Raw genomic sequence first — 23,084 nt, forward strand, 5'->3', positions numbered from 1 at the left:
TGAAACCTGTAGAAAAGGGGTGCATTAAAACTATCGCCGATTAAGCCGACATTATGCCCGCACCGCCAGTGTCACAAGGCGTGCAGGGTTAATCATCGGTTAATCGCCATCGGCCATTGTGCCCGTCACTTGCACCGGTTTAAGGCTTTTCCATGCGTCGTCTGTTCATCCTGTTGTTCATGCTGCTGTCGGGCCTGGCCCAGGCGGGTAACAACCCGTTCGAGGTCAAACCCGACTTTCTCCCGGTCGGCAAAGCCTTCGTCTTCACTTCCGAGCGCCTGGCCTCGGGGGAAACCCAGCTGTTCTGGCAGATCGCCGACGGTTATTACCTGTATCAGCAGCGGCTGAGATTCGACGGCCTGGCGGACGCGCACAAACCGGCGCTGCCCGAAGGCGAGGCCCACAGCGACGAATTCTTCGGCGCGCAGCAGGTGTATCGCCAAGGCCTGGAACTGAAAATCCCCGCCGGCGCCACCGGCAAGGTCAAGCTCGGCTGGCAAGGCTGCGCAGACGCCGGCCTGTGCTACCCGCCGCAATCCCTGGAAGTGGACCTGGGCGGCAGCCCGACCACCGCCGGCAATGCCACCAATACCCCTGAGGCCAGCGACCAGGCCCTGGCCAGCGGCCTGCAACAGCGGGCCCTGGGCTGGAGCCTGCTGGTGTTCTTCGGCCTCGGCCTGCTGCTGGCCTTCGCCCCCTGCTCGCTGCCGATGCTGCCGATCCTCGCCGGCCTGGTGGTGGGCAGCGGCGCCAGCCCGCGTCGCGGCTTCGCCCTGGCCGGCAGCTATGTGGTGTGCATGGCGTTGGTCTACGCCGCCATGGGCGTGCTGGCCGCGCTGCTCGGCGCCAATCTGCAAGCCCTGCTGCAACAGCCCTGGCTGCTGGGCAGCTTTGCCGCGGTGTTCGTGATCCTTGCGCTGCCGATGTTCGGCTTCTTCGAGCTGCAACTGCCGGCGGCCCTGCGCGACCGCCTGGAAAACGCCAGCCGTTCGCGCCGCGGTGGCAGCCTGGTCGGCGCCGGGGTGCTCGGTGCCCTGTCCGGCCTGCTGGTGGGCCCGTGCATGACCGCGCCGCTGGCCGGCGCCCTGCTGTACATCGCCCAGAGCGGCAACGCCCTGCATGGCGGGCTGATCCTGTTCGTCATGGGCCTGGGCATCGGCCTGCCGCTGTTGCTGCTGGTGACCCTGGGCAACCGCTTCCTGCCCAAGCCCGGTCCGTGGATGAACCTGCTCAAGGGTGTGTTCGGCTTCCTGTTCCTCGGCACCGCCATCGTGCTGCTGCGCCCGGTGCTCGACGAGTCGCTGTGGATCGGCTTGTGGGGCGCGCTGGCGCTGGTCCTGGCCTACACCGCCTGGTATCAGATGCGTGCCGCCGGGCGCGCCGGGCACCTGTTCGGCGCCGGCTCGGTGGTGTTCGGCCTGTGGGGCAGCCTGCTGCTGGTGGGCGCCGCCGGTGGCAGCGACGACCTGTGGCGACCGCTGAAGGTCTACAGCGGCGGCAATGCCGTGGCGGCGGTCAGCGCCCACGACGCCTTCACCACCGTCAAGGCGCCGGCCGACCTGCAAGGCGCTCTCGACGCCGCCAGGGCCCAGGGCCAGTGGGTGCTGCTGGACTACTACGCTGACTGGTGCGTGTCCTGCAAGATCATGGAGAAACAGGTGTTCGGCCAACCCCAGGTCCTCGACGCCCTGAAAGACGTGCGCCTGCTGCGCCTGGACGTGACGGCCGACAACGCCGCCAGCCGCGAACTGCTCAACCGGTATAAAGTGCCGGGGCCGCCGAGCCTGCTGTGGATCGGCCCGGACGGCGAAGAACGACGCAGCCAGCGGATTACCGGCGAGGTAGACGCCGCTGGCTTCCTGCAACGCTGGACCGCTACCCGAGAAGCCCGTTGATGCTGACCTTTACCATCGGCACCTTTGCCATCGCGCTCAACCACCTGCTGCTGATCAGTGCCCTGGCGCTGGCCACCTTGGTTGGCTGGCGAGTCGCCAAGCGCGGTGGCGAGAACCCGGAATCGGTGCTGTTCGGCCTGTTCCTGCTGGGCATGCTGGCGGCGCGCATCGGCTTCGTGGTCGCCTACTGGAAGCATTACCGCCACGACCTGTGGCAGATCATCGACCTGCGCGACGGTGGTTTTCTCCCTTGGCCGGGGGCGATCGTCCTGCTGCTGGCCGCCCTCGCCTGGGGCTGGCGCCGCCCGGCCCTGCGCAAGCCGCTGGGCGCCGGGGTCGGTAGCGGCCTGGCCTTCTGGCTGCTCGCCACCCTGTCCCTGAGCATTTTCGAACAAGGCACACGGCTGCCGGAGATCGCCCTGCGCAACGCCGACGGCGGCACCGTGCAACTGACCAGCTACCAGGGCAAGCCCCTGGTGATCAATCTCTGGGCCACCTGGTGCCCGCCCTGCCGCCGGGAAATGCCGGTGCTGGAAAGAGCCCAGCAACAGCGCCCGGACCTGACCTTCCTGTTCGTCAACCAGGCCGAAAGCATGCAGAGCGTCAGCACCTTCCTGGCCACCCAGGACCTCAACCTGAACAACGTGCTGTTCGACGGCAGCGGCCGCCTGGGCCAGGCCGTGGGCTCCATGGCGCTACCGACTACGCTGTTCTACAGCGCTGACGGGCGCATGCTCGGCAGCCACCTGGGCGAGCTGTCCGAGGCCAGCCTGGCCCGCGCCCTGGAACATTTCGACCGACCGCATTCGACCACGGCCACGCAAGCCGCCCCTTCAAGGAAACTGCCATGCCCTTCATCCGCCACCTGCTGAGCCTGTCCCTGGGCGCGGCGCTGCTCCAGGCACCGTTGCTGCACGCCGAAGAACTGCCCCAGGCGATCAAAAACATCGAAGCCAAAGGCGCCAAGATCGTCGGCCGCTTCGACGCCCCGGACGGCCTCAAGGGTTATGCCGCGCAGTACCAGAACCGTGGCATGGCCCTGTACCTGACCCCGGACGGCAAGCATGTGCTGCTGGGCAACCTGTACGACGCCGACGGCAAGGACCTGAGCGCCGAGCCGCTGCAGAAACTGGTGTATGCACCGATGGCCAAGGAAGTCTGGGCCAAGATGGAAAAGAGCAACTGGATCGCCGACGGCAAGGCCGACGCACCGCGCGTGGTCTACCTGTTCAGCGACCCCAACTGCCCCTACTGCAACATGTTCTGGGAACAGGCGCGGCCCTGGGTGAACGCCGGCAAGGTCCAGTTGCGGCACATCATGGTCGGCATCATCCGCGAAGACAGCCCGGGCAAATCCGCCGCCCTGCTGGCCGCCAAAGACCCGCAAAAAGCCCTGCAGGACCACGAAAAAGCCGGCAAGGGCAGCAGCCTCAAACCCCTGGACAAGATCCCCGCCGAAGTCCAGGCCAAGCTCGACGCCAACATGGCGCTGATGGACGAACTGGAGCTGTCCGCCACCCCGGCGATCTTCTACATGGACGACCAGGGCGAACTGCAACAGCAACAAGGCGCGCCGGCACCGGGCAAGCTGGTGAAGATTCTCGGACCTAAATGAATGAGATGCGCCAAGACCTGACCCGTAATGGCCTTTAGCCTTACCGACAGCGTTACACTACTGCCTTTATTCACGCAGACAGGGAAGTGACGTTTTGATAGCTCAAGGACAAGCTAGGCTTTTAGACATTCTCGATTACTGGCACAAGGTGGAGTTCTTTCTACCTTATGCCCTCGAGAAATATGTCGAGGACTTCAAGGAATGGGAGACCCGATGGCTCTCCCAGGAAGATCTCCAGCAGAGCAAGGACAGCCGCTGGCGCAACTTTTCCATCCCCGACGACCTTCAAGTCAAAGGCTTCAACCTCTACATCGGAGTCTTTGATGCCTCCGTCATTGCAACTCTTTGCGAACCGCACCTGGCCGCTTTATCGGTAGACGAGAACACCTTCTATGAAGAGCAGGAACGGGTGGAGCTTGAAGGGCTGACGTGCTTTGCCAAGATCAAGCTCAACGCTCAAGCCGTCCCGCAACTGGATGCCGTGTCACTGTCGACGGCTCCCTGGGCCCTGGGGCAAACGGTGAGCAAAGGGCTTGGCGCTCTTGGCCATCAAGCCTTCGAAGACGCCAAGGAGCAGTTGATCAAACTGCTGCACAACTTCCATGGACAGCGCCAGCAAAACGATGACCCGAGCTTGATGGCTGAGGAAGTCCTGCATTTACATCAACTGCTGTGCAACTGGGCCAGTTTCACGCCTGAGCAGAACAGCGGTACCGCGGTCGCATTGCTTCAAGTGCTGACCCAGCCCAAGGTCGAGAAACCACTCACCCAGCCCTCTGCGGCACAGGCACCGGAAGTCGAGGATGAAGAAGAACCCGATACCGAGATCGACATTCTCAACAGCTTTTTCATAAAAGACATCGAGCGTGCGATCGCCAGCTTGCAGCGCGCAGAGCAGCCGCTGCCTTTGCTTCAGTACCTGGGCGAAGCCGACCCGAGCAAAAGAATCGACCTGTATACCGATCATGGCCGCACGGCCATTTACCAGGCCCTGCAACCGCAATGCATAAACCCCGGGCATTGGCCGGATGAGCCCGGCCATGCCATGAGCCTGATGCAACAGTTCGCGATCAATACCGCGCTCGGCACCTTGGAAAACAGCGGGGTGTTCTCCGTTAACGGACCACCCGGGACGGGCAAAACGACCTTATTGCGCGACATGTTCGCCGAGAACATTGTTCGTCGAGCGCGGGTATTGGCGGGATACAGCGAGGCGGCAGACGCTTTTGTTGGCGGGAAAAAACCGCAGGTCACCTTCAAGGGCATGCCGAATACCTACACCATCCGCGCGCTCAAGCCTGAGCTGACCGGCTATGAAATGGTGGTGGCCTCCTCCAACAACGCCGCCGTGGAAAACATTTCCCGAGACCTGCCCAAACGCAAATCCCTGGGAAAATGCTGGAACAACGTGCAGTACCTGCAACCGGTCGCCCATAAGATTGCTGCCCAGAAAAGCGATGGCAGCATCAGCCCCCTGTCCGATGAGGACAAACCCTGGGGGTTGATCTGCGCCGCACTCGGTAACAGCAGCAACCGAAAAGCCCTGCAGGAACGTTTGTTTTTCAACCCGGTAGACACCACCGAGCCCAATCCGCCCCTGACGATTCGGCAATGGGTGGATGACTATAAGGGCCCCACCTTCAAGGAGGCCTGCGCAGCCTTCAAAAAAGCCGACGAGGAGGTCAGCAAGGCGCTGGAGGAGCGAGCCCGCTACGCCAGCCTGCTGGAAGAAATGGCGGCTACCGATGAGCCGGCCTTCCTGCACCCTCAACAGCAGTCATTCAATCAGGCCGAACAGACCAGGGCGTCCGCCCAGCAAGCCCTCGACCGCCAGCAACAGCAACTTCAAGCAACGGCGCAACACCTGAGCAGCCTGCAGGAACTGGAGCGCCTGATAGATCGCAGTCGTCCGGTCTGGTGGAAGCGCTTGTTCAATACTCAAGCAGCTAAAACCCACCGTAATGAACAACTGGAAAATGCCCGGCTCCAGCGTCTGGCGCATGAAGAGATCAACCGCGCGAAAAACCTTCTGAACAATAGCCTGAGACCGGAACTTGAAAGCGCGCAAACCGCATTGCTGTTCTGTAAAAGCGAACTCGATGCCCGTAAAGCGCAATGGCAAAGCAAGTGCCAATGCCTGGACGATTTCGCCAGCCGCCTGGGCCGTCCGAACCTGCCAGGCCAGCTGAGTGAACTGGAGAACAGCGACTTCCAGATCAATGGGCTTTGGCATGATGCCGCGCTCAATCGATTGCGCTCGACCGTGTTCGCCGCGGCGTTGACCCTGCATGAGGCCTGGCTTGCCGAGGTCGCGCCCTCAGGCTCGAACGGCAAGGGCTTCAGCGCCAACCTTGCAGCCATCAGCCTGTTGCTGAGCAACAAGACACCCGAGGATGAGCGACTGACCCAGGTGCTCTGGCAAAGCCTGTTCATGGTGATCCCGGTGGTCTCGAGCACCTTTGCCTCCTTTGGCAACCAGTTCCGTGGGCTGGGTGCCGGCTCTCTGGGCTGGCTGTACATCGACGAGGCAGGGCAAGCCGTGCCCCAGGCCGCCGTCGGTGCCTTGTGGCGGGCGCAGCGCGCCATGGTGGTGGGCGACCCCCTGCAAATCGAGCCGGTCTTCACCCTGCCGCAACGCCTGGTCAAGACACTGGGCCAGCTATCGGCGCACACGGCAAACGATGCCTTCGCCCCCAATCGCGTGTCGGTCCAGAGCCTGGCGGACCAGAACAATCGCTATGGCAGCGTGTTCAAGAACGACACCGATGAAGAGCTGTGGATCGGCAGCCCGCTGAGGGTCCACAGACGCTGCATCGAACCCATGTTCAGCCTGTCGAACCAGATCGCCTACGGTAACAAGATGGTCTTTGGCCTGCCCAACGCCCACGCCGAACAGGACGCCCCGGTGTACAGCTCCAGTTGCTGGGTCGATATCCCTGGCAATGTCGAACACAAACAGGTCGTCCCCAGGCAGATCGAGTTCATGGTCGATCTTCTCGGGCAGCTGTACCTGCGCGATGGAGAACTGCCGCAGCTGTACGTGATCTCGCCGTTCAAGGCCGTGCGCCTGGCCCTGCAGAAAGCCATACGCGCGGCGGCCTGGGCCAGGCCCAACCATCGCCCGAAATTACCCGCGGGCGAGTTGAAACAGTGGTTGAAAGCCTCCATCGGCACCGTGCATACCTTCCAGGGCAAGGAACAAGACACCGTGTTCATGCTGCTGGGGGCAGACCCCGAGCATGCGGGAGCGGCGCAGTGGGCCGCCTCCAAACCCAACCTGTTGAACGTTGCCCTCACCCGGGCCAAACGTCGGGTCTATCTGGTCGGGGATTTTGACCTCTGGGGGTCGCTGCGCTATTTCGATACGGTGAGTCGCGGCAAATTCCCGCTGCAAAGAATGGGGCCTGCTGCCTTTCTGGCAAAACTGAATGCTCTGGAAGAGCAGGCCTAACGTTGAACACCGTCAGCGCCTGACGCTGACCTGAAGATATTTGGTGAACGCGCTCGCCCCCACGGATACCTGATTGTGAAACAACGATCAGGCCCCTGTGGGGGCGAGCCCGCTCAGGATGAACGCTTCAAAAACGACTCAACGGGCGCCGCGCCCATCCAGCAACGCATCCACCACCGCCCTGGCCATTTCCACGGAATGGACCATCGACCAGATCAACCCACGCTCCAGGCCACTGCCGCGTTCGGTGATTTCATCGCTGACTTCTTCAGCGCATTTGAGCAGCAACGACACATGCACCAGGGCTTCTTCGGCGCTGATGCCTTCGCGTACATGGAACAAGGAATCCGGGGTGACGCGTACCGCCGCAGTGGTGGCCAAGGACGCGAATGGCACCGTTTCGACAGGCTGCTCGGCCAAGGACTGGCGCAAGGCCTGGTTGGCGAGTTTCAGTTCGGGGTAGCGGTAGGTGCTGGAATCAACAGGTGGATCGGGAACAAGTTTTTTCATGGTTAGGCTCCTGGTAAATAAAGGAGCTGACACCGTTCGCTTGCACACGAATTAAGGGTGGCAGCCATACGCGGGTGTGCAAGACCGAGCTACCAGGCCACTCAGCAGATCCGAGGATCTCCCGCGCATGGCCGCCATAAAGCAGCGGACATGAAAACGCTCACTCACGACTGAGCGCTTCTGCACCTGGTAGAGCCCGGACTTGCACATCCGAGTCATCGATTTGGCGATGACCCAGGCAGCCTAGCCCCGCATACAGGCGCACTCAAGCGCGCAGAAGTTTCTAGGAAATACCTTACAAAAGAAAGCGAATCAGCCCCTGTAGCCGCTGCCGAGCCTGCGAGGCTGCGATCGACCGCGCAGCAGGCGCCAAACCTGCCCATGCGGTGTGTCAGGAAAAATACCGTCGCCTGGTTTGCGGCCGCTTCGTCGGAATGCCGCCCAGCCCGATCGCAGCCTGCGGCAGCGGCTACAGGGTCCGTGGGATAACGCAGATCGTCGGCATTCTGGAGGATCGGATCGCGAGCAAGCTCGCTCCTACAGAAGAGCATGATCGATCAGAGGAATGCGATCACTGTAGGAGCGAGCTTGCTCGCGATGACGTCAGCCCAGACGCCGCCGAGGCATCAGCAGGAATACCGCTGCGCCAAAAACGCCAACAACACCTCGGTGACAAATTCCGGGTTCTCCAGATTAGAGATATGCCCCGCCTCGGGCACCAGCTGATAAGGGCAGCCAATCAGCTCGGCCATCTCCCGGGTTTCCGACGGTGGGCGCGGTTTGTCCTGGTCGCCGCACAGCAGCAAGGTGCTCTTGGGGTCCAGTTGGTTGAGGCGCGACAGCAGGTCTGCGCGGCTGAAGGTGATACGACCCATGGGCACCACGCTTTCACGCAGGCGTTCGCTGGGCAGTGCCGCGAGCACGGCGCGGAAGTCCTGGTACAGCGCCGACTGCGGGTCGATGCCCGGACGGAAGAAAATCGGCACCACGATGTCCAGCAGTTGCGGGGCGATCGTCCCGCTCTCTTCGATCTGCTTGAACAGCGAGAAGTAGTACTGGCGGGTCGGCTCCGGCTCGGCCCCGAGATAGGTGTCCATCAGCACCAGGCCATTGATCCGTTGCGGCGCCGCCAGGGCCAGGCGCGCGCCCCACATGCCGCCCACGGACAGGCCGACCAGGGTGATGCGTTCGATCTGAAGATGATCCAGCAGCGCCAGCACCTGCCGGGCGATGTCATCCAGCGAAGCAGTACCTTGCGGCAGCGCGCCGGATTGGCCGTGGCCCCACAGGTCCGGGGCGATCACCCGGTACTGCCGGGACAGCGCCTCGATCTGCGGCGCCCACATGTTCAGGTCCCACAGGTAACTGCCGGCCAGCAGCACCGCGGGGCCGCTGCCCTGGTCCAGGTAGTGAAGGGCTTGTCCATCAATAGTCGCGAAGGGCATCAACTGTCTCCTGTCAGGTGGGCTGCGAAAAAGCTTCGGTAGACTGTGCCGGTGAAGGGTTGCCGTCAATCGGACAAGTCCTAACGGCCGTGCAAGCCTGGAGGTTTTTCGCGAGCAAGCTCGCTCCTACATGGGACATATCGCCTTCTGTAGGAGCGAGCTTGCTCGCGATAGGGCCAGCACTGACAACACTGGATTACAGCCCCTCCAGCTCCGCCATCAGATCGCTCAGGCGATCGACCTTCTCCTCGCTGATTTCACTGCTCGCCAGGCTGTCGATGTACTGCGCCAGTTCCTCCACCGTGCTGCACTCGAACATCGCCCGCAGCGGCACGTTGCGTTGCAGGGTTTTCTGCACCCGCGAGGCGATCTGCGTGGCCAGCAGCGAATGCCCGCCCAGTTCGAAGAAGTTGTCCCGGACCCCGACCCGCTCGACCTTGAGCACCTCGGCCCAGATAGCGGCCAGGGTCTGCTCCAGCTCGCTGCGCGGCGCCAGGTAGTCCTGGCTGTGCAGCTGGCCGATCTCCAGGGCCGGCAGGGCCTTACGGTCGAGCTTGCCGTTGGCGTTGAGCGGCAGGCGTTCCAGCCACAACCAGTGCAGCGGCACCATGTATTCCGGCAGCTCGGCGCGCAGGCGTTGCTTGATGCGCTCCAGGCGTTCCGTCGGGTTCAGCGCCGAGTCGCTGGCCACCAGATAACCCACCAGATGCTTGCCGTTGACGCCTTCCTGCACGCCGACCGCCGCGTCGCGGACTTCCGGTTGTTCGTGCAGGCGGGCTTCGATTTCCCCCAGCTCGATGCGGTAGCCACGGATCTTCACCTGGTGGTCGATGCGCCCGACGTATTCCAGCACGCCATCGGCGCGGCGGCGTGCCAGGTCGCCGGTGCGGTACAGACGTTCGCCCGGGGCACCGAACGGATGGGGCACGAACACCTGCGCGGTGCGCAGCGGATCGCTGACGTAACCACGGCCGACCCCGGTACCGGCGACGCACAGCTCGCCCACCGCGCCCAGCGGCACCAGGTCCAGCGCGCCATCCATCAGGTACAGGCGGTTGTTGTCGGTCGGCGTACCGATCGGCAGATAGCTGCCACGGGTCGAGGCCATGTCGACACGGTAGAAGGCCACGTCATCCGAGCACTCGGCCGGGCCATAGGCGTTGACCAGGCCGATCTGCGGGTAACGCAGCAACCATTGATGCGCCAGCTCCGGCGGCATCGCCTCGCCGGTCGGCAGCATCCAGCGCAGGCCATCAAGGTGGATGGACTCCTGGGCCAGCATGCCCTGGATCAGCGACGGCACGCTTTCCAGCACGCTGATGCGCTGCGCCTGCACATGGGCCAGCAAACCTTGCGGGTCATGGGCGATGGCGTTCGGCACGATGTCCACCCGCGCGCCGAACAGCGGCGCGGCGAGGAACTGCCAGACCGAAATGTCGAAGCTCTGCGACGCGGTCTGGGCGATCACATCGGCTTCGCTCAATTGCAGGTACGGCACCTTGCTCAGCTGGTTGTTGAGCATGCCGCGCTGCTCGACCATCACGCCCTTCGGCAAGCCGGTGGAACCCGAGGTGTAGATCACATAGGCCAGGTTGTCCGGGCCGCTGTAAATGCCTGGGTTGTCCAGCGAATGATCGGCCGCTTGCACCTCTTCCCAGACCAACAAACGGGGTCGGTTGGCGCAGGCGAATTCGTCCAGCAAGGCTTGCGCCTGTGCCTGGCAGGCCGCGGTGCACACCAGCAACGGCGTGCGGCTCAGCTCGATGATCCGCCCCAGGCGCTGGCTCGGCAGGCCCGGGTCCAGCGGCAGGTAGCCGGCGCCGGCCTTGAAGCTGCCGATGATCATGCCCAGCAGGTCCAGGCTGCGCTCGGCCAGCAGGGCCACCGGCTGGTCCAGGCCCACGCCGTTGGCGATCAGGGCGTGGCCCAGGCGGTTACTGCGCTGGTTCAGTTCGGCGTAGCTGTATTGCAGCTCCTGGCAACTGGCGGCGATGCGTTGCGGATGGGCCGCCACCTGCGCTTCGAACAGTTCGACGTAGCTGCACTCCAGCGGGTACTCATGTTTGCTCTGGTTGCAGCCGGCGAGCAGGAAGTCCTGTTCTTCTGCGCCCAGCAGCGGCAGCTCGGCCATGTCGCCATGGAAGCCCTGCACCAGCGCCAGCAGCAGGCGCTTGAATTCGCCGAGCATGCGCTCGATGGTCGCTTGCTCGAAGTAGCGCTGGTCGTAGGACAGGTGCAGCCCCAGGTCATCCCCCGGGTAGCACACCGCGGTCAGCGGGAAGTTGGTGTGGGTGCGGCCGGAATCCGAGGTGGCGTTCAGGCTTTGCGCGCGGTCCAGCACCGAGACTTCCACCGGCGCGTTCTCGAACACGAACAGGCTGTCGAACAGCGGCTGGCCCTTGGGCAGTTCGCTGTTTTCCTGGATCGCCACCAGCGGCAGGTACTCGTACTCGCGCAGCTCCATATTGCGTTCCAGCAGGCTGCTGAGCCATTGACGCACGCTCAAACGCTGACCGTCTTCCGGCAGCTGCACCCGCAGCGCGATGCTGTTGATGAACAGGCCGACGGTGCGCTGCATCTCCGGCATCTCCACCGGGCGCCCAGCCACGGTGACGCCGAACAGCACGTCACGCTCACCGCTCAGGCGCCGCAGGACCAGGGCCCAGGCCGCCTGGGCGAAGGTGTTGACGGTCAGTTGATGCTGCTGCGCCAACTCGCGCAGTTGCGCACCGTCGCGGGCATCGAGCCGGGTGTAGCAGTCACCGACGATCATGCCGCCGCTGTCGCCGGCGTGCTCACGCAGGAACGGCCGGTCGCTCGGAATCGGCGTGGTGCGCTCGAAGCCTTGCAGGTTGTTTTTCCACCACTGGCGCGCCTCGGCCAGGCTCTGGCGTTGCAGCCAGCCGATGTAATCGCGGTAGCGTGGCGGCACGCTGAGCTGGGCTTCGCGACCTTCGCCCAGGGCGGTGTAGATCTCGAAGAAGTCGTTCATCAACAGCGAACGGCACCAGGCATCGATCAGGATGTGGTGGTTGCTCATCATGAACCAGTAGCGCGCGGCCCCCACGCGGATCAGCCGCAGGTGGAACGGCGCCTGCTCGAGCAGATCGAAACCGGCCTCGCGTTCGCTTTTCAGCAGCGCCTGCAACTTCGGCTCCTGCTCGGCTTCGGCCACTAAACTCCAGTCCAGGAACTCGATCGGCGTGCCGCCCGGCTTGTGGATAACTTGCAGCATGTCTTCGCCGACGTTCCAGCAGAAGGACGCGCGCAGGGCTTCGTGACGAGCCACCACCGCCTGCCAGGCCTGGGCGAAACGCGCAGGGTCCAGCTCGCTGTTGATGCGGTAGCGGTCCTGCATGTAGTACAGGCCGGTACCCGGCTCCAGCAGGGTGTGCAGCAGCATGCCCTCTTGCATCGGGGTCAGCGGGTAGACGTCTTCGATGACCCCGGCTGCTACTGGCAGCGCGTCCAGCTGCGCCTGGGTCAGGCGCGCCAGGGGGAAGTCCGACGGCGTCAGGCCGCCGGCATCGTCCTCCAGGCAATGGGCGATCAGGCAGTGCAGTTCGCCGAGGTAGGCCTGGGCCAGCTCGTCGATGGTCTGCGGGTCGAAACGCTCGCCGCTGAAGGTCCAGCGCAGCACCAGCTCACCGGCGTAGACCTGGCTGTCGACGCTCAGCTCGTTGGGCAGCGGCGCTTCCGGTGAATGGGCGGCGCCCACCGGCTCGTCCAGCGGACGGAACAGCGCGTCGCTGGCAAAGCTCTGGTCGAACTGGCCCAGGTAGTTGAAGGTGATCGGCGCCTTCGGCAAGGCCGCCATGCCTTGCTGGATCGCCGCGTCGGCCAGGTAGCGCAGCACGCCATAACCCAGGCCTTTGTGCGGTACGGCGCGCAGCTGTTCCTTGATCGCCTTGATCGAGGCGCCCTGCCCGGCCGCTTCCTCTATAGCCTGCGGGGTCAGGCGCAGCGGGTAAGCGCTGGTGAACCAGCCGACCGTGCGGGTCAGGTCGATCTCGTCGAACAGGGTTTCGCGGCCGTGGCCTTCGAGCTGGATCAGCGCCGAAGCCTCGCCGGTCCAACGGCAGAGTACGCGGGCCAGGGCCGTCAGCAGCAGGTCGTTGACCTGGGTGCGGTAAGCGCTCGGCGCCTGTTGCAGCAACTGCCGGGTGCGCTCGGCATCCAGTTTCACGCTGACGGTCCGGGCATGCTTGTTCTGCCGCCCGCCCTGAGTGTGCTGCACCGGCAGCGTCGCTGCCGGGCCAGCCAGTTGGTCCTGCCACCAGCTCAACTCTTCGCGCAGCGACTCGCTGCCGGCATAGGCCAGCAGGCGTGACGCCCAATCGCGCAAGGCGCTGGTTTTCGCCGGCAGGCGCGGCGTCTGCTGAGCTTCAAGCTGGCGGTAGAGGTTTTGCAGATCCTCCAGCAGCACCCGCCAGGACACGCCGTCGACCACCAGGTGGTGGATGGCGATAAACAGGCGTTGCTGTTCCTGCGGACCGTCCACCAGCAGCGCGCGCAACAGCGGTCCGTTGCTCAGGTCGAGGCTGCGCTGGGCCTCGGCGAACAGCGCAACACATTGATCCATAGACGCCACATGCATCTGCACCAGCAGCGGCGCTTCGGACAACGGTTGATGTATCGCCTGCCATTGGCCGTCGACCTGGGTAAAGCGCAGGCGCAGGGCATCATGCTGCGCCAGCACCGCGTGCAGCGCTTGCTCCAACAACTGCCCATCGAGTGCCTGGGTCGGCGCCAGCAGCAGCGCCTGGTTCCAGTGTTGACGCTCGGGGATCTCGCTGTCGAAGAACCAGTGCTGGATCGGCGTCAGGCCCGACTCGCCGCTGAGCACGCCTTGCTCGGCAACAATCTGCTCGCTGCGGCTGGCCACCGCGGCCAGGGTCTGCACGGTCTGATGCTGGAACAAATCCCGCGGGCTGAAATGAATGCCCAGCTGGCGGGCGCGGCTGACCACCTGGATCGACAGGATCGAGTCGCCGCCCAGTTCGAAGAAGTTGTCGTGCAGGCCGACCTGCCGCAGGTTCAGCACATCACACCAGACCTGGGCCAGGGTTTGCTCCAGCTCGTTGCTCGGCGCCACGTACTGCTGGCGGTTGAGCTCCAGGTCCGGCGCCGGCAAGGCGCGGCGGTCGAGCTTGCCGTTGGCGGTCAGCGGCATGCTCGCCAGCAGGACCAGATGGGTGGGCACCATGTAATCCGGCAGATGGATTTTCAGCTGGGCCTTGATCGCTTCGCGCAAGGCAGCTTGCTGCTCGTCACTCTGTTCGGCGACATCGGTCACCAGATAGCCGGCCAGCTGTTTGCCGCCCGGCATGTCCAGGGCCAGCACCACCGCTTCGCGCACGGCCTCATGTTCCAGCAGGCGGTTTTCGATTTCCCCCAGCTCGATGCGGAAGCCGCGAATCTTCACCTGATGGTCGACCCGGCCGATGTATTCCACCTGACCGTCGGCGCACTGGCGCACCAGGTCGCCGGTGCGATACAGACGCCCGCCAAGAGTGCTGAACGGGTCGGCCACAAAGCGCTCGGCGCTCATACCCGGACGCTGGTGGTAACCCTGGGCCAGGCCGGCCCCGCCGACATACAGCTCACCGGTGGCGCCTTGCGGCACCAGGGCCAGATCGGCGTCGAGGATGTAGGCCACGCGCTCACCGACCACCGTGCCGATCGGCACGCTGCCGACGCCCTCCTCCAGTTGTTCCGGCGCCAGGCTGGCCAAAGGCATGACCACGGTTTCGGTGGGGCCGTAGGCGTTGAAGAACAGGCTCGGCTTGAACGCCGCGCGGATGCGGCTCAGGTGCTCGCCGGTCAGCGCTTCGCCGCCGGTGATGCACATGCGCACCGGCAAGGTTTCGCCCTGGGTCGCCAGCCACTGCGCCAGCTGGCTGCCATAGCTCGGGGTGAAACCGAGGATGTTGATGCGATGCTGGCGGATCAGCTGGCAGATCTCTTCGGTGTCCCACTGCCCTTGCGCCCGCAGCACCACCTGGGCGCCGCTGAGCAGCGGCACTAGCAGGCGCTCGGTGGCGGCGTCGAAGTTGATGGAATAGAAGTGCAGCTCGCAGTCGTCCGGGCGCATGCCGAAGCGCTCGATCACCGCGCGGCAATGCATGGCGATCTCGCCATGGGACACCACCACGCCCTTGGGCTTGCCGGTGGAACCCGAGGTGTAGATCAGGTACGCCTGGTGCTGCGGCAGGCTGATAAAGGGCAGCTCGCTGGCCGGGTAGTTGGCCAGTTGCGCGCCGTCCTCTTCCAGGCACCAGCGCGCCACGCTCGGCGGCAGCTGGCCCAGGGCCTGGAACATCGCCGCGTCACTGAGCAGCAAGCCGATGCCACTGTCTTCGATCATGTAGTGCAGGCGGTCCAGCGGGTATTCCGGGTCCAGCGGCACGTAGGCGCCGCCGGCCTTGAGGATCGCCAGCAGGCCGATGACCATTTCCAGCGAACGCTCCAGGGCCAGGCCGACCCGCACCTGCGGACCGACGCCACGTTCACGGAGCATCCAGGCCAGGCGGTTGGCGCGGCTGTCGAGTTCGGCGTAGCTCAGGGTCTGCCCGGCGAACGTCAGGGCCGGCGCGTCCGGGCGCAGCAGCGCCTGTTCGCTGAACAGGTGGTGGATGCACTGGTCCAGGCGGTGCTCGCCGGGCTCGACGCCCAGGCTGTCCAGCAGCTGCTGTTGCTCGGCGCGGTCGAGCAGCGGCAATTCGCTCAGGCGTTGCTCGGGGCTCTCGATCAAGGCCTCCAGCAGGTTGCGCCAGTGCGTCGCCATGCGCGCGATGCGCGGTTCGTCGAACAGGTCGGTGCTGTAGGTCAGGCAGCAACCCAGGCGATGGTCGAGGTCGGTGACTTCCAGGTTGAGGTCGAACTTGGTGGCCCGCGCATCGTTGGCCAGGTATTCGACGGTCATGCCGGCCAGGCTGCGGCTCTGCTGGAACTCCCAGCGCTGGACGTTGCACATCACCTGGAACAGCGGGTTGTAGGCGGCGCTGCGCGGCGGTTGCAGGGCTTCCACCAGGTGGTCGAACGGCAGGTCCTGATGGGACTGGCCTTCGATCACGGTATGTCGCACCTGCTCGAACAGTTCACCGACGCTCATCTGCCCGTCGAGCTGGCAACGCAGCACCTGGGTGTTGAGGAAGGCGCCGATCAGCCCTTCGCTTTCCGGGCGGATGCGGTTGGCCACCGGCGCGCCGATGCGCAGGTCGGTCTGGCCGCTGTAGCGATAGAGCAGCACGGCCAAAGTGGCGGCCATGGTCATGAACAGGGTCAGGCCGTGTTCCGCATTGAAGCGACGCACCCGTGCCGCCAGTTCGTCGCTGAGGTCGAAGCGGTACAGCTCGCCCTGGTGGCTTTGCACCGGCGGCCGCGGACGGTCGCCCGGCAGTTCCAGCAGCGGGTGTTCGCTGCCCAGTTGCGCGGTCCAGTAATCCAGCTGGCGCTGACGCTCGCCGGACTCCAGCCACTGGCGTTGCCAGACGCTGTAGTCCAGGTACTGCACCGGCAGTGGTTCCAGCGGCGAGTCGCGGTCGTCGATAAAGGCTTCGTACAACGCGCTCAGCTCACGGGCGAAGATGTCCATCGCCCAGCCTTCGGTGACGATGTGGTGCAGGGTCAGCACGAAGTAGTGCTCATGCTCCGCCGCCTTGACCAGGCAGGCGCGCAGCAGCGGACCGGTTTCCAGGTCGAACGGCTGGTGCGCTTCGCTGTCGGCCAGTTGTTGCAGGCGCTGTTCGCGGGCTGCTGCATCCAGGCTGGAGAAGTCCTTCCAGGCCATGCGCACGCCGGTTTCCCCGTGCACCCGTTGCTGGGCCACGCCGTCGACGCTAGGGAAAGTGGTGCGCAGGGTTTCATGGCGCAGGATCAGCGCCTGCAGCGCCGCCTCGAAACGCCCGACATCCAGCACGCCCTTGAAGCGCGCCATGCCGCCGACGTTGTAGGCCGGGCTGTCCGGCTCCATCTGCCAGAGGAACCACATACGCTGCTGGGAATAGGACAGCGGCACAGGCGCGCTGCGGTCGACCTTGGCAATCGGCGGCTGCTGGTTGCGCTTGCCGGATGCCTGGATCAGCCGCACTTGCTCGGCGAAGTCGCCCAGCTCGCTGGCTTCGAACAAGGCCCGCAGCGGCAACTCGACGTCGCAGGCCTGGCGGGTGCGGGAAATGATCTGCGTGGCCAGTAGCGAGTGGCCGCCCAGGGCAAAGAAATCATCGCGCAAGCCAATGCGCTGCTGCCCCAGCACCTCGCGCCAGATCGCCGCGATCTGCTGTTGCAGCTCGGTGACCGGTTCGACGTGTTCACGCACCTGCCATTGCGGTTCCGGCAAGGCACGGCGGTCGAGCTTGCCGCTCGGGCTCAGGGGCATGGTCGAAAGAAGCATCAGTTGCGCCGGCACCATGTACTCCGGCAGCTCGCTGGCCAGGGCGGTTTTCAGGCGCTCGGTCTGCGCCTCTTCATCTTCCACATCGGAGGTGGCGGTGTAATAGCCGATCAGCTGCGCACCGGCCGCGGTCTCGCGCACCAGTACCGCGGCCTGGGCCACGCCCTCCTGGGCCAGCAGGCGCGCTTCGATTTCCTGGGGTTCGACGCGAAAGCCGCGCAGCTTGACCTGCTGATCGAGGCGCCCGAGGTATTCCAGCGCGCCATCGGCCGCCCAGCGCACTCGGTCGCCGGTGCGGTACAGGCGCGCGCCCTCGGTGCCCAGCGGGTCGACAACAAAACGTTCCGCGCTCAGCCCCGGCCGCCCGAGGTAACCACGGGCCAGGCCGATCCCGGCAATGCACAGCTCGCCCGGCACGCCGGCCGGCACCGGGTTGAGGTCGGCGTCCAGCACCCGGCAGATCACATTGCCCAGCGGCCGGCCGATGGGCGAGCGCTCGCCATCGCTGCGGCGGCAATGCCAGTGGGTGACGTTGATCGCGGTTTCGGTCGGGCCATAACGGTTGTGCAACTGGACGTTCGGCAGTTGCTCCAGCACCCGGTCGCGCAATTCGGCCGGCAAGGCTTCGCCACCGGAGAACAGCCAGCGCAGGCTGCTGCATTCGGCGCTCAGCGGCTCATCGACGAACAGCTGCAACAGCGGCGGCACGAAGTGCAGCGTGGTCACGCCGTATTGCTGCACCAACTGGGCGATGCGATGCGGGTCGCGGTGTTCGCCCGGCGCGGCCAGCAGCAGGCGGCAGCCGGTGATCAGCGGCCAGAAGCATTCCCACACCGACACGTCGAAGCTGATCGGCGCCTTTTGCATCAGCACATCGCTGGCGTCCAGGCGGTAGGTATTCTGCATCCACTGCAAGCGTTCGCTCAGGGCCGCGTGGGTGTTGCCCACGCCCTTGGGCTGGCCGGTGGAACCGGAGGTGTAGATCACATACGCCAGGTTGTCGCCGTGCAGGTGCAGGCCCGGCGCCTGGCTCGGCCAGCTGTCGAGCTTGAGGCTGTCCATGGCGATGGCACTGACACCCTCGGCCTGGGGCAGACGCTCGAGCAGCTGGATCTGGGTCAGCAGCAGCTCGACGCCACTGTCGGCCAGCATGTAGGCCAGGCGTTCGGCCGGGTAGTCCGGGTCCAGCGGCACATAGGCGCCGCCGGCCTTGACGATCGCCAGCAGGCCGATCAACAGCTGCGGCGAACGCTCGGCGGCGATGGCCACGCAGACATCCGGGCCGACCCCTTTGTCGCGCAGGTAATGGGCCAGGCGATTGGCCTGGGCGTGCAGCTCGGCGAAGCTCAGCTCACCGCCCTGCCACACCAGCGCGGTGCGCTCCGGGGTCTGTTGCAGTTGTGCGTCGAGCAGCTCGGGCAGCCATTGGCTGGCCGCCGCGCAAGGGGCTTCGCTCCACTGTTGCTGCTGCGCCTGCTCGCAGGGGTTGAGCAACGGCAAGTCGGCGATGGCGGTCTGCGGACGCTCGCAGGCCTCGCGCAGCAGGCTGACGAAATGCTCGGCCAGGCGCTCGACGGTCGCGGCCTCGAACAGCTCGGCGGCGTAGTCGAAGGACAGGCTCAGGCGGCCGTTGCGGTCTTCTTCGCTGTGCAGTTGCAGGTCGAACTTGGCCTCGCGGCTGTGCCACGGCAGCTCTTCGGCCAGCAGCCCGGGCAACCGGCGCAGGGCGCCGAGGTCGCGTTGCTGGTGGTTGAACATGACCTGGAACAGACCCTGTTCGCGGGCCTGGGGGAAGGCTTCGAGCAGTTGCTCGAACGGCATGTCCTGATGGGCCTGGGCTTCCAGCGCGGCCTGGCGGGTCTGCGCCAGCAACGCGCTAAATGGCAGGCGACCATCCACCTCGGCGCGCAGCACCAGGGTGTTGATGAAAAAGCCGATCAGGCCCTGGGTTTCCAGGCGCGGACGGTTGGCGTTGGGCACGCCGATGCGGATGTCGCGCTGGCCGCTGTAGCGATGCAGCAGGCTCTGGAACGCCGTGAGCAACAGCATGAAAGGTGTGGATTCATGGGCCTGGGCGGTCTGGCGGATGGCTTCGCTCAGGCTCGCTCCCAGGCGCAGGCTGTGACGCGCGGCGCTGTGTTGCCGCTGTGCCGAGCGCGGGTGATCGGTGGCCAGGCTCAGGCTTGGGTGCTCATTGCCCAACTGCTGTTTCCAGTAGGCCAGTTGCCGCTCGCCTTCGCCCTGGGCCAGCCACTGGCGCTGCCAGCTGCCGTAGTCGGCGTATTGCAGCGGCAGCGGCGCCAGGCTCGCCGCCTGGCCTTGCACGGCGGCGGCATACAGGCGCGAGAACTCGTCGATCAGCACATTCAGCGACCAGCCGTCGGCGATGATGTGGTGCAGGGTCACCAGCAGTTGGTGCTCTTCGTCGTCGAGGCGCACCAGGGTCACCCAGAGCAGCGGGCCTTGTTCCAGGTCGAACTGGGTACGGGCTTCCTCCTCGCGGATCTGTTGCGCCCGCGCCTCGCGCTCGGCCAGCGGCAGGTCGCTGAGGTCGATCACCTGCAGGTTGAATTCGCCAGCGGCTTCGACCTGTTGCAGCGCCTGGCCGTCGCGCTCGAAAAAGCGCGTGCGCAGGGATTCGTGGCGTTCGATCAGTTGCTGGAAGCTGGCGCGCAGGGCGTCTTCGTCCAGCTCGCCGCGCAGGCGCAGGCCGCCGGGAATGTTGTAGGCGCTGCTGTGCGGGTCGAGCTGCCAGGTGATCCACAGGCGGTTCTGCGCCAGGGACTGAGGCAGCGCCTCGGCACGCGACAAGGCATTGATCGCGCCCTGGGCCAGGCCGCCGTCCTGTTGCAATTGCGCGACCTGCGCGGCGAAGGCGCCGAGGGTCGGCGCCTCGAACAGCAGACGCAGGTTCAGCTCCAGGCCGAGTTCTTCACGCAGGCGCGCGACGACCTGGGTCGCGGCGATGGAGTTGCCGCCCAGCAGGAAAAAGTGATCGTCGCTCGCCACTTGCTCGACGTGCAGCTGTTCGCGCCAGATGCGGCCGATCAGCTCTTGCAGTTCGCTGCTCGCTTCGCCGCTGGCCTCGTCGATCGCCGCCTGGCGACTAGGAAACTGGGCATAAGTGTCGAGGCTGCCATCGGCCAGGCGGTTACGACAGGCCGAACGTTGCAGCTTGCCGCTGGAGGTCTTGGGCAACGCGCCGGGGTTAAGCAGGACCACCACGCTCGGCGCTTGCTGATAGGCCTCGGCCACGGTCTGGCGAATCAGCTTGATCAGCGCCTCCGGCGTGAGGATCTTCTGCACGCTGCGGCTGATTTCCGCGGCGATGCCGATGCCTTCCTCGCCCTGTTCGGTGACGGCGAACGCCGCGACCCGGCCCTTGCGCACCACCTCGACCTCACGCTCGATGGTCTGCTCGATGTCCTGTGGATAAAGGTTGTGGCCACGCACGATCAGCATGTCTTTCAAGCGACCGGTAATGAACAGCTCGCCACCGCGCATGAAGCCCAAATCGCCGGTGCGTAGCCAGGTCTGGCCGGCGTGCTGAACGAAGGTCTTGGCCGACGCCTCGGGGTTGCGCCAGTAACCATGGGCGATGCTCGGGCCGGCGGCCCAGACTTCGCCGACCAGGTTGTCTTCCAGCTCGACCAGGGTGTGCGGCTCGACGATCAGCACGGCGTGCTCGGGCTGGCTGGTGCCGCAGCTCATCATGGCGTTGCCGGTGCCCGGCTCGGCGCGGTTCTGCGCCAGGGCCTGCTCGTCCAGGCGCAGGACCGGGATGCCCTGGCCACGGGTGCCGCCGGCAACAAACAGGGTGGCTTCGGCCAGGCCATAAGAGGCAAAGAAGTTGTTCGGGGTGAAACCGCAGGCGGCGAACTTCTCGGCGAAGCGCTCCAGGGTGTCCAGGCGGATCGGCTCGGACCCGGAATAGGCCACGCGCCAGCGGCTGAGGTCCAGGCGCTCCAGGGCCGATTCGCTGACCCGCTCGCTGCACAAGCGATAGGCGAAGTCCGGGCCGCCGCTGATGGTGCCGCCGTATTGGCTGATCGCCTCCAGCCAGCGCAACGGCCGGCCGAGGAAGTAGGCCGGCGACATCAATACGCAGGGCACACCGCTGAAGATCGGTTGCAGCAGGCCGCCGATCAGGCCCATGTCGTGGTACAGCGGCAGCCAGCTGACGATCACGTCGTCGGGGTTGAGGTCGATGCCGAAGCCGCGGCGGATCAGCAGTTCGTTGGCCACCAGGTTGCCGTGGCTGACTTGCACGCCCTTGGGCAAGGCGGTGGAACCCGAGGTGTATTGCAGGAAGGCGATGTCGTCGCCGCGCAGTTCGGTGGCCGTCCAGACTTCGGCCAGGCTCGCCTCCAGGGTGTCCACGCAGAGCAGCTGCGGCGCGTCGGCGCCTTGCAGCTCGTCCATCTGCGCCAGGGAATCGCGCAGCCCGCTGCTGGTCAGCAGCAGCCGCGGCTCGGCGTCGGCGATGATCGAGATCAGCCGCTCCTGGTGATGGCGTCGGCTCGACTCCGGCGGATAGGCCGGCACCGCGATGACCCCGGCATACAGGCAGGCGAAAAACGCCGCGACATAGTCCGGGCCGCTGGGGAACAGCAGCACCGCGCGATCGCCCAGACCGGCATTGGCCTGCAGCGCCGCGGCGATGGTCCGGGCGCGCAGATCCAGGTCGCGATAACTGAGGACCACGCTCTGATCCTGCTCTTCGGCAAGAAAGCGCAAGGCCACTTGATCGGGGGTCTGAGCCGCCCGGCGTTGAAGGGCTTGAGCCAGAGTGCTGGGGAGTTCGAACGCGTCCATCATGGGGTTTCCTGCGCGGATTGTGCTTGCACGTAGAGCCGCGGACCAAGGCCGCGACCGTTACATAAACCTTTGAAAAATAAAGGCCCCTGCCCTCGGAACGGGGCATCTGGAGACTGCTGTGGCGGGATGTTCCACCCGTAGCCTTTTCTCCAATGAGAACGGATGGCGTCTTGAAATAATTAGTCCCCACCCACCCCTCGAACACCTTCACAAAGTGCGACAACGAGCCGCAGTTCTCACTGCGCACCAAAGAGGATCATTAATTCTCTTTCTCAATTGACAATCATTATCATTCAACATAATTTGTCGCTCGATGTGTAAGACGAATCTGAAATTTCTGTCGTCCTACTAACCCTTTTGCAGCAAGGTGATTTCCATGACGGAACAAGTATCCACAAGCAGGTGCGATTCACCGCTACTCCAGGCCTTTGTCGACAACCGCCTGATCCTGGTCAAAATCGCGGCGCGCATTACCGGCTGCCGCTCCCGCGCCGAAGACGTGGTGCAGGACGCTTTCTTCCGGCTGCAATCGGCGCCGCAGATCACCTCGTCGTTCAAGGCGCAGTTGAGCTACCTGTTCCAGATCGTGCGCAACCTGGCGATCGACCACTATCGCAAGCAGGCGCTGGAGCAGAAGTATTCGGGCACTGAAGAAGAGGGCTTGAATGTGGTCGTGCAGGGAGCGTCGCCGGAAACCTCACACATCAATTTCTCGACTCTGGAACACATTGCCGATGCGCTGACCGAACTGCCGAGCCGCACCCGCTATGCGTTCGAGATGTATCGCCTGCATGGCGTGCCGCAAAAGGACATCGCCAAGGAGCTCGGGGTCTCGCCGACCCTGGTGAATTTCATGATTCGCGATGCACTGGTGCACTGCCGCAAAGTCTCGGGTAGCCGCGCCGACACCTACGCCCGCCACTGATCCGCGCTGCCCGCTACTCCCGCACCTGAT

Annotated in this window: 8 protein-coding genes; 5 read left to right on the forward strand and 3 right to left on the reverse strand. The window is 64.8% G+C overall.

Annotated features, from left to right (window positions below):
- Positions 1-152 precede the first annotated feature (152 nt).
- The 4 genes from dsbD (at position 153) to PVZ80_RS05140 (ending at position 6,961) form a co-directional block, all read left to right on the forward strand.
- Positions 153-1,895: a protein-disulfide reductase DsbD gene (gene dsbD / locus PVZ80_RS05125; protein ID WP_038634062.1), complete on the forward strand. Its 1,743-nt coding sequence runs from the start codon at positions 153-155 to the stop codon at positions 1,893-1,895.
- Entirely contained in the window at positions 1,895-2,767 is an 873-nt protein-coding gene (locus tag PVZ80_RS05130; RefSeq protein ID WP_009050067.1) for a TlpA family protein disulfide reductase, read from the forward strand. The genes dsbD and PVZ80_RS05130 overlap by 1 nt, the downstream gene beginning before the upstream one ends.
- Positions 2,743-3,510, forward strand: coding sequence for a thiol:disulfide interchange protein DsbG (gene dsbG / locus PVZ80_RS05135; protein ID WP_016704291.1), 768 nt, complete (start codon positions 2,743-2,745; stop codon positions 3,508-3,510). Before PVZ80_RS05130 ends, dsbG begins: the two co-directional genes overlap by 25 nt.
- 148 nt (positions 3,511-3,658) lie before the next feature.
- The gene (locus tag PVZ80_RS05140; RefSeq protein ID WP_273863490.1) at positions 3,659-6,961 is read left to right on the forward strand and encodes a DEAD/DEAH box helicase; all 3,303 of its coding nucleotides are present in this window, start codon (positions 3,659-3,661) and stop codon (positions 6,959-6,961) included.
- Positions 6,962-7,099: 138 nt separating this feature from the next.
- Here the strand turns inward: PVZ80_RS05140 and PVZ80_RS05145 are convergent, their stop codons facing one another.
- The 3 genes from PVZ80_RS05145 to PVZ80_RS05155 form a co-directional block, all read right to left on the reverse strand.
- Positions 7,100-7,471: a DUF6124 family protein gene (locus PVZ80_RS05145; protein ID WP_273863491.1), complete on the reverse strand. Its 372-nt coding sequence runs from the start codon at positions 7,469-7,471 to the stop codon at positions 7,100-7,102.
- A gap of 626 nt (positions 7,472-8,097) precedes the next feature.
- On the reverse strand, positions 8,098-8,916 hold the full coding sequence (locus PVZ80_RS05150) for an alpha/beta fold hydrolase (protein ID WP_273863492.1): 819 nt from the start codon (positions 8,914-8,916) through the stop codon (positions 8,098-8,100).
- Between the two features lie 196 nt (positions 8,917-9,112).
- Positions 9,113-22,129 carry a non-ribosomal peptide synthetase gene (locus PVZ80_RS05155; protein WP_273863493.1) on the reverse strand — a complete coding sequence of 4,339 codons (13,017 nt, stop codon included), beginning with the start codon at positions 22,127-22,129 and terminating at the stop codon, positions 9,113-9,115.
- Between the two features lie 376 nt (positions 22,130-22,505).
- Between PVZ80_RS05155 and PVZ80_RS05160 the strand changes: the two genes are divergently transcribed.
- Entirely contained in the window at positions 22,506-23,054 is a 549-nt protein-coding gene (locus PVZ80_RS05160) for an RNA polymerase factor sigma-70 (protein WP_009050074.1), read from the forward strand.
- The last annotated feature ends 30 nt before the right edge of the window (positions 23,055-23,084 follow it).

The organism is Pseudomonas sp. B3G-3 (genome assembly GCF_028640915.1).
In the GTDB taxonomy this organism is placed as follows: Bacteria; Pseudomonadota; Gammaproteobacteria; order Pseudomonadales; family Pseudomonadaceae; genus Aquipseudomonas; species Aquipseudomonas chlororaphis_I.

Excerpts from the sequence above, each read along its gene's own strand:
- PVZ80_RS05155 (WP_273863493.1), bottom strand. The coding sequence starts at position 22,129 with ATGATGGACGCGTTCGAACTCCCCAGCACTCTGGCTCAAGCCCTTCAA.
- PVZ80_RS05145 (WP_273863491.1), bottom strand. The coding sequence starts at position 7,471 with ATGAAAAAACTTGTTCCCGATCCACCTGTTGATTCCAGCACCTACCGC.
- PVZ80_RS05130 (WP_009050067.1), top strand. The coding sequence starts at position 1,895 with ATGCTGACCTTTACCATCGGCACCTTTGCCATCGCGCTCAACCACCTG.
- PVZ80_RS05160 (WP_009050074.1), top strand. The coding sequence starts at position 22,506 with ATGACGGAACAAGTATCCACAAGCAGGTGCGATTCACCGCTACTCCAG.
- PVZ80_RS05150 (WP_273863492.1), bottom strand. The coding sequence starts at position 8,916 with ATGCCCTTCGCGACTATTGATGGACAAGCCCTTCACTACCTGGACCAG.
- dsbG (WP_016704291.1), top strand. The coding sequence starts at position 2,743 with ATGCCCTTCATCCGCCACCTGCTGAGCCTGTCCCTGGGCGCGGCGCTG.
- dsbD (WP_038634062.1), top strand. The coding sequence starts at position 153 with ATGCGTCGTCTGTTCATCCTGTTGTTCATGCTGCTGTCGGGCCTGGCC.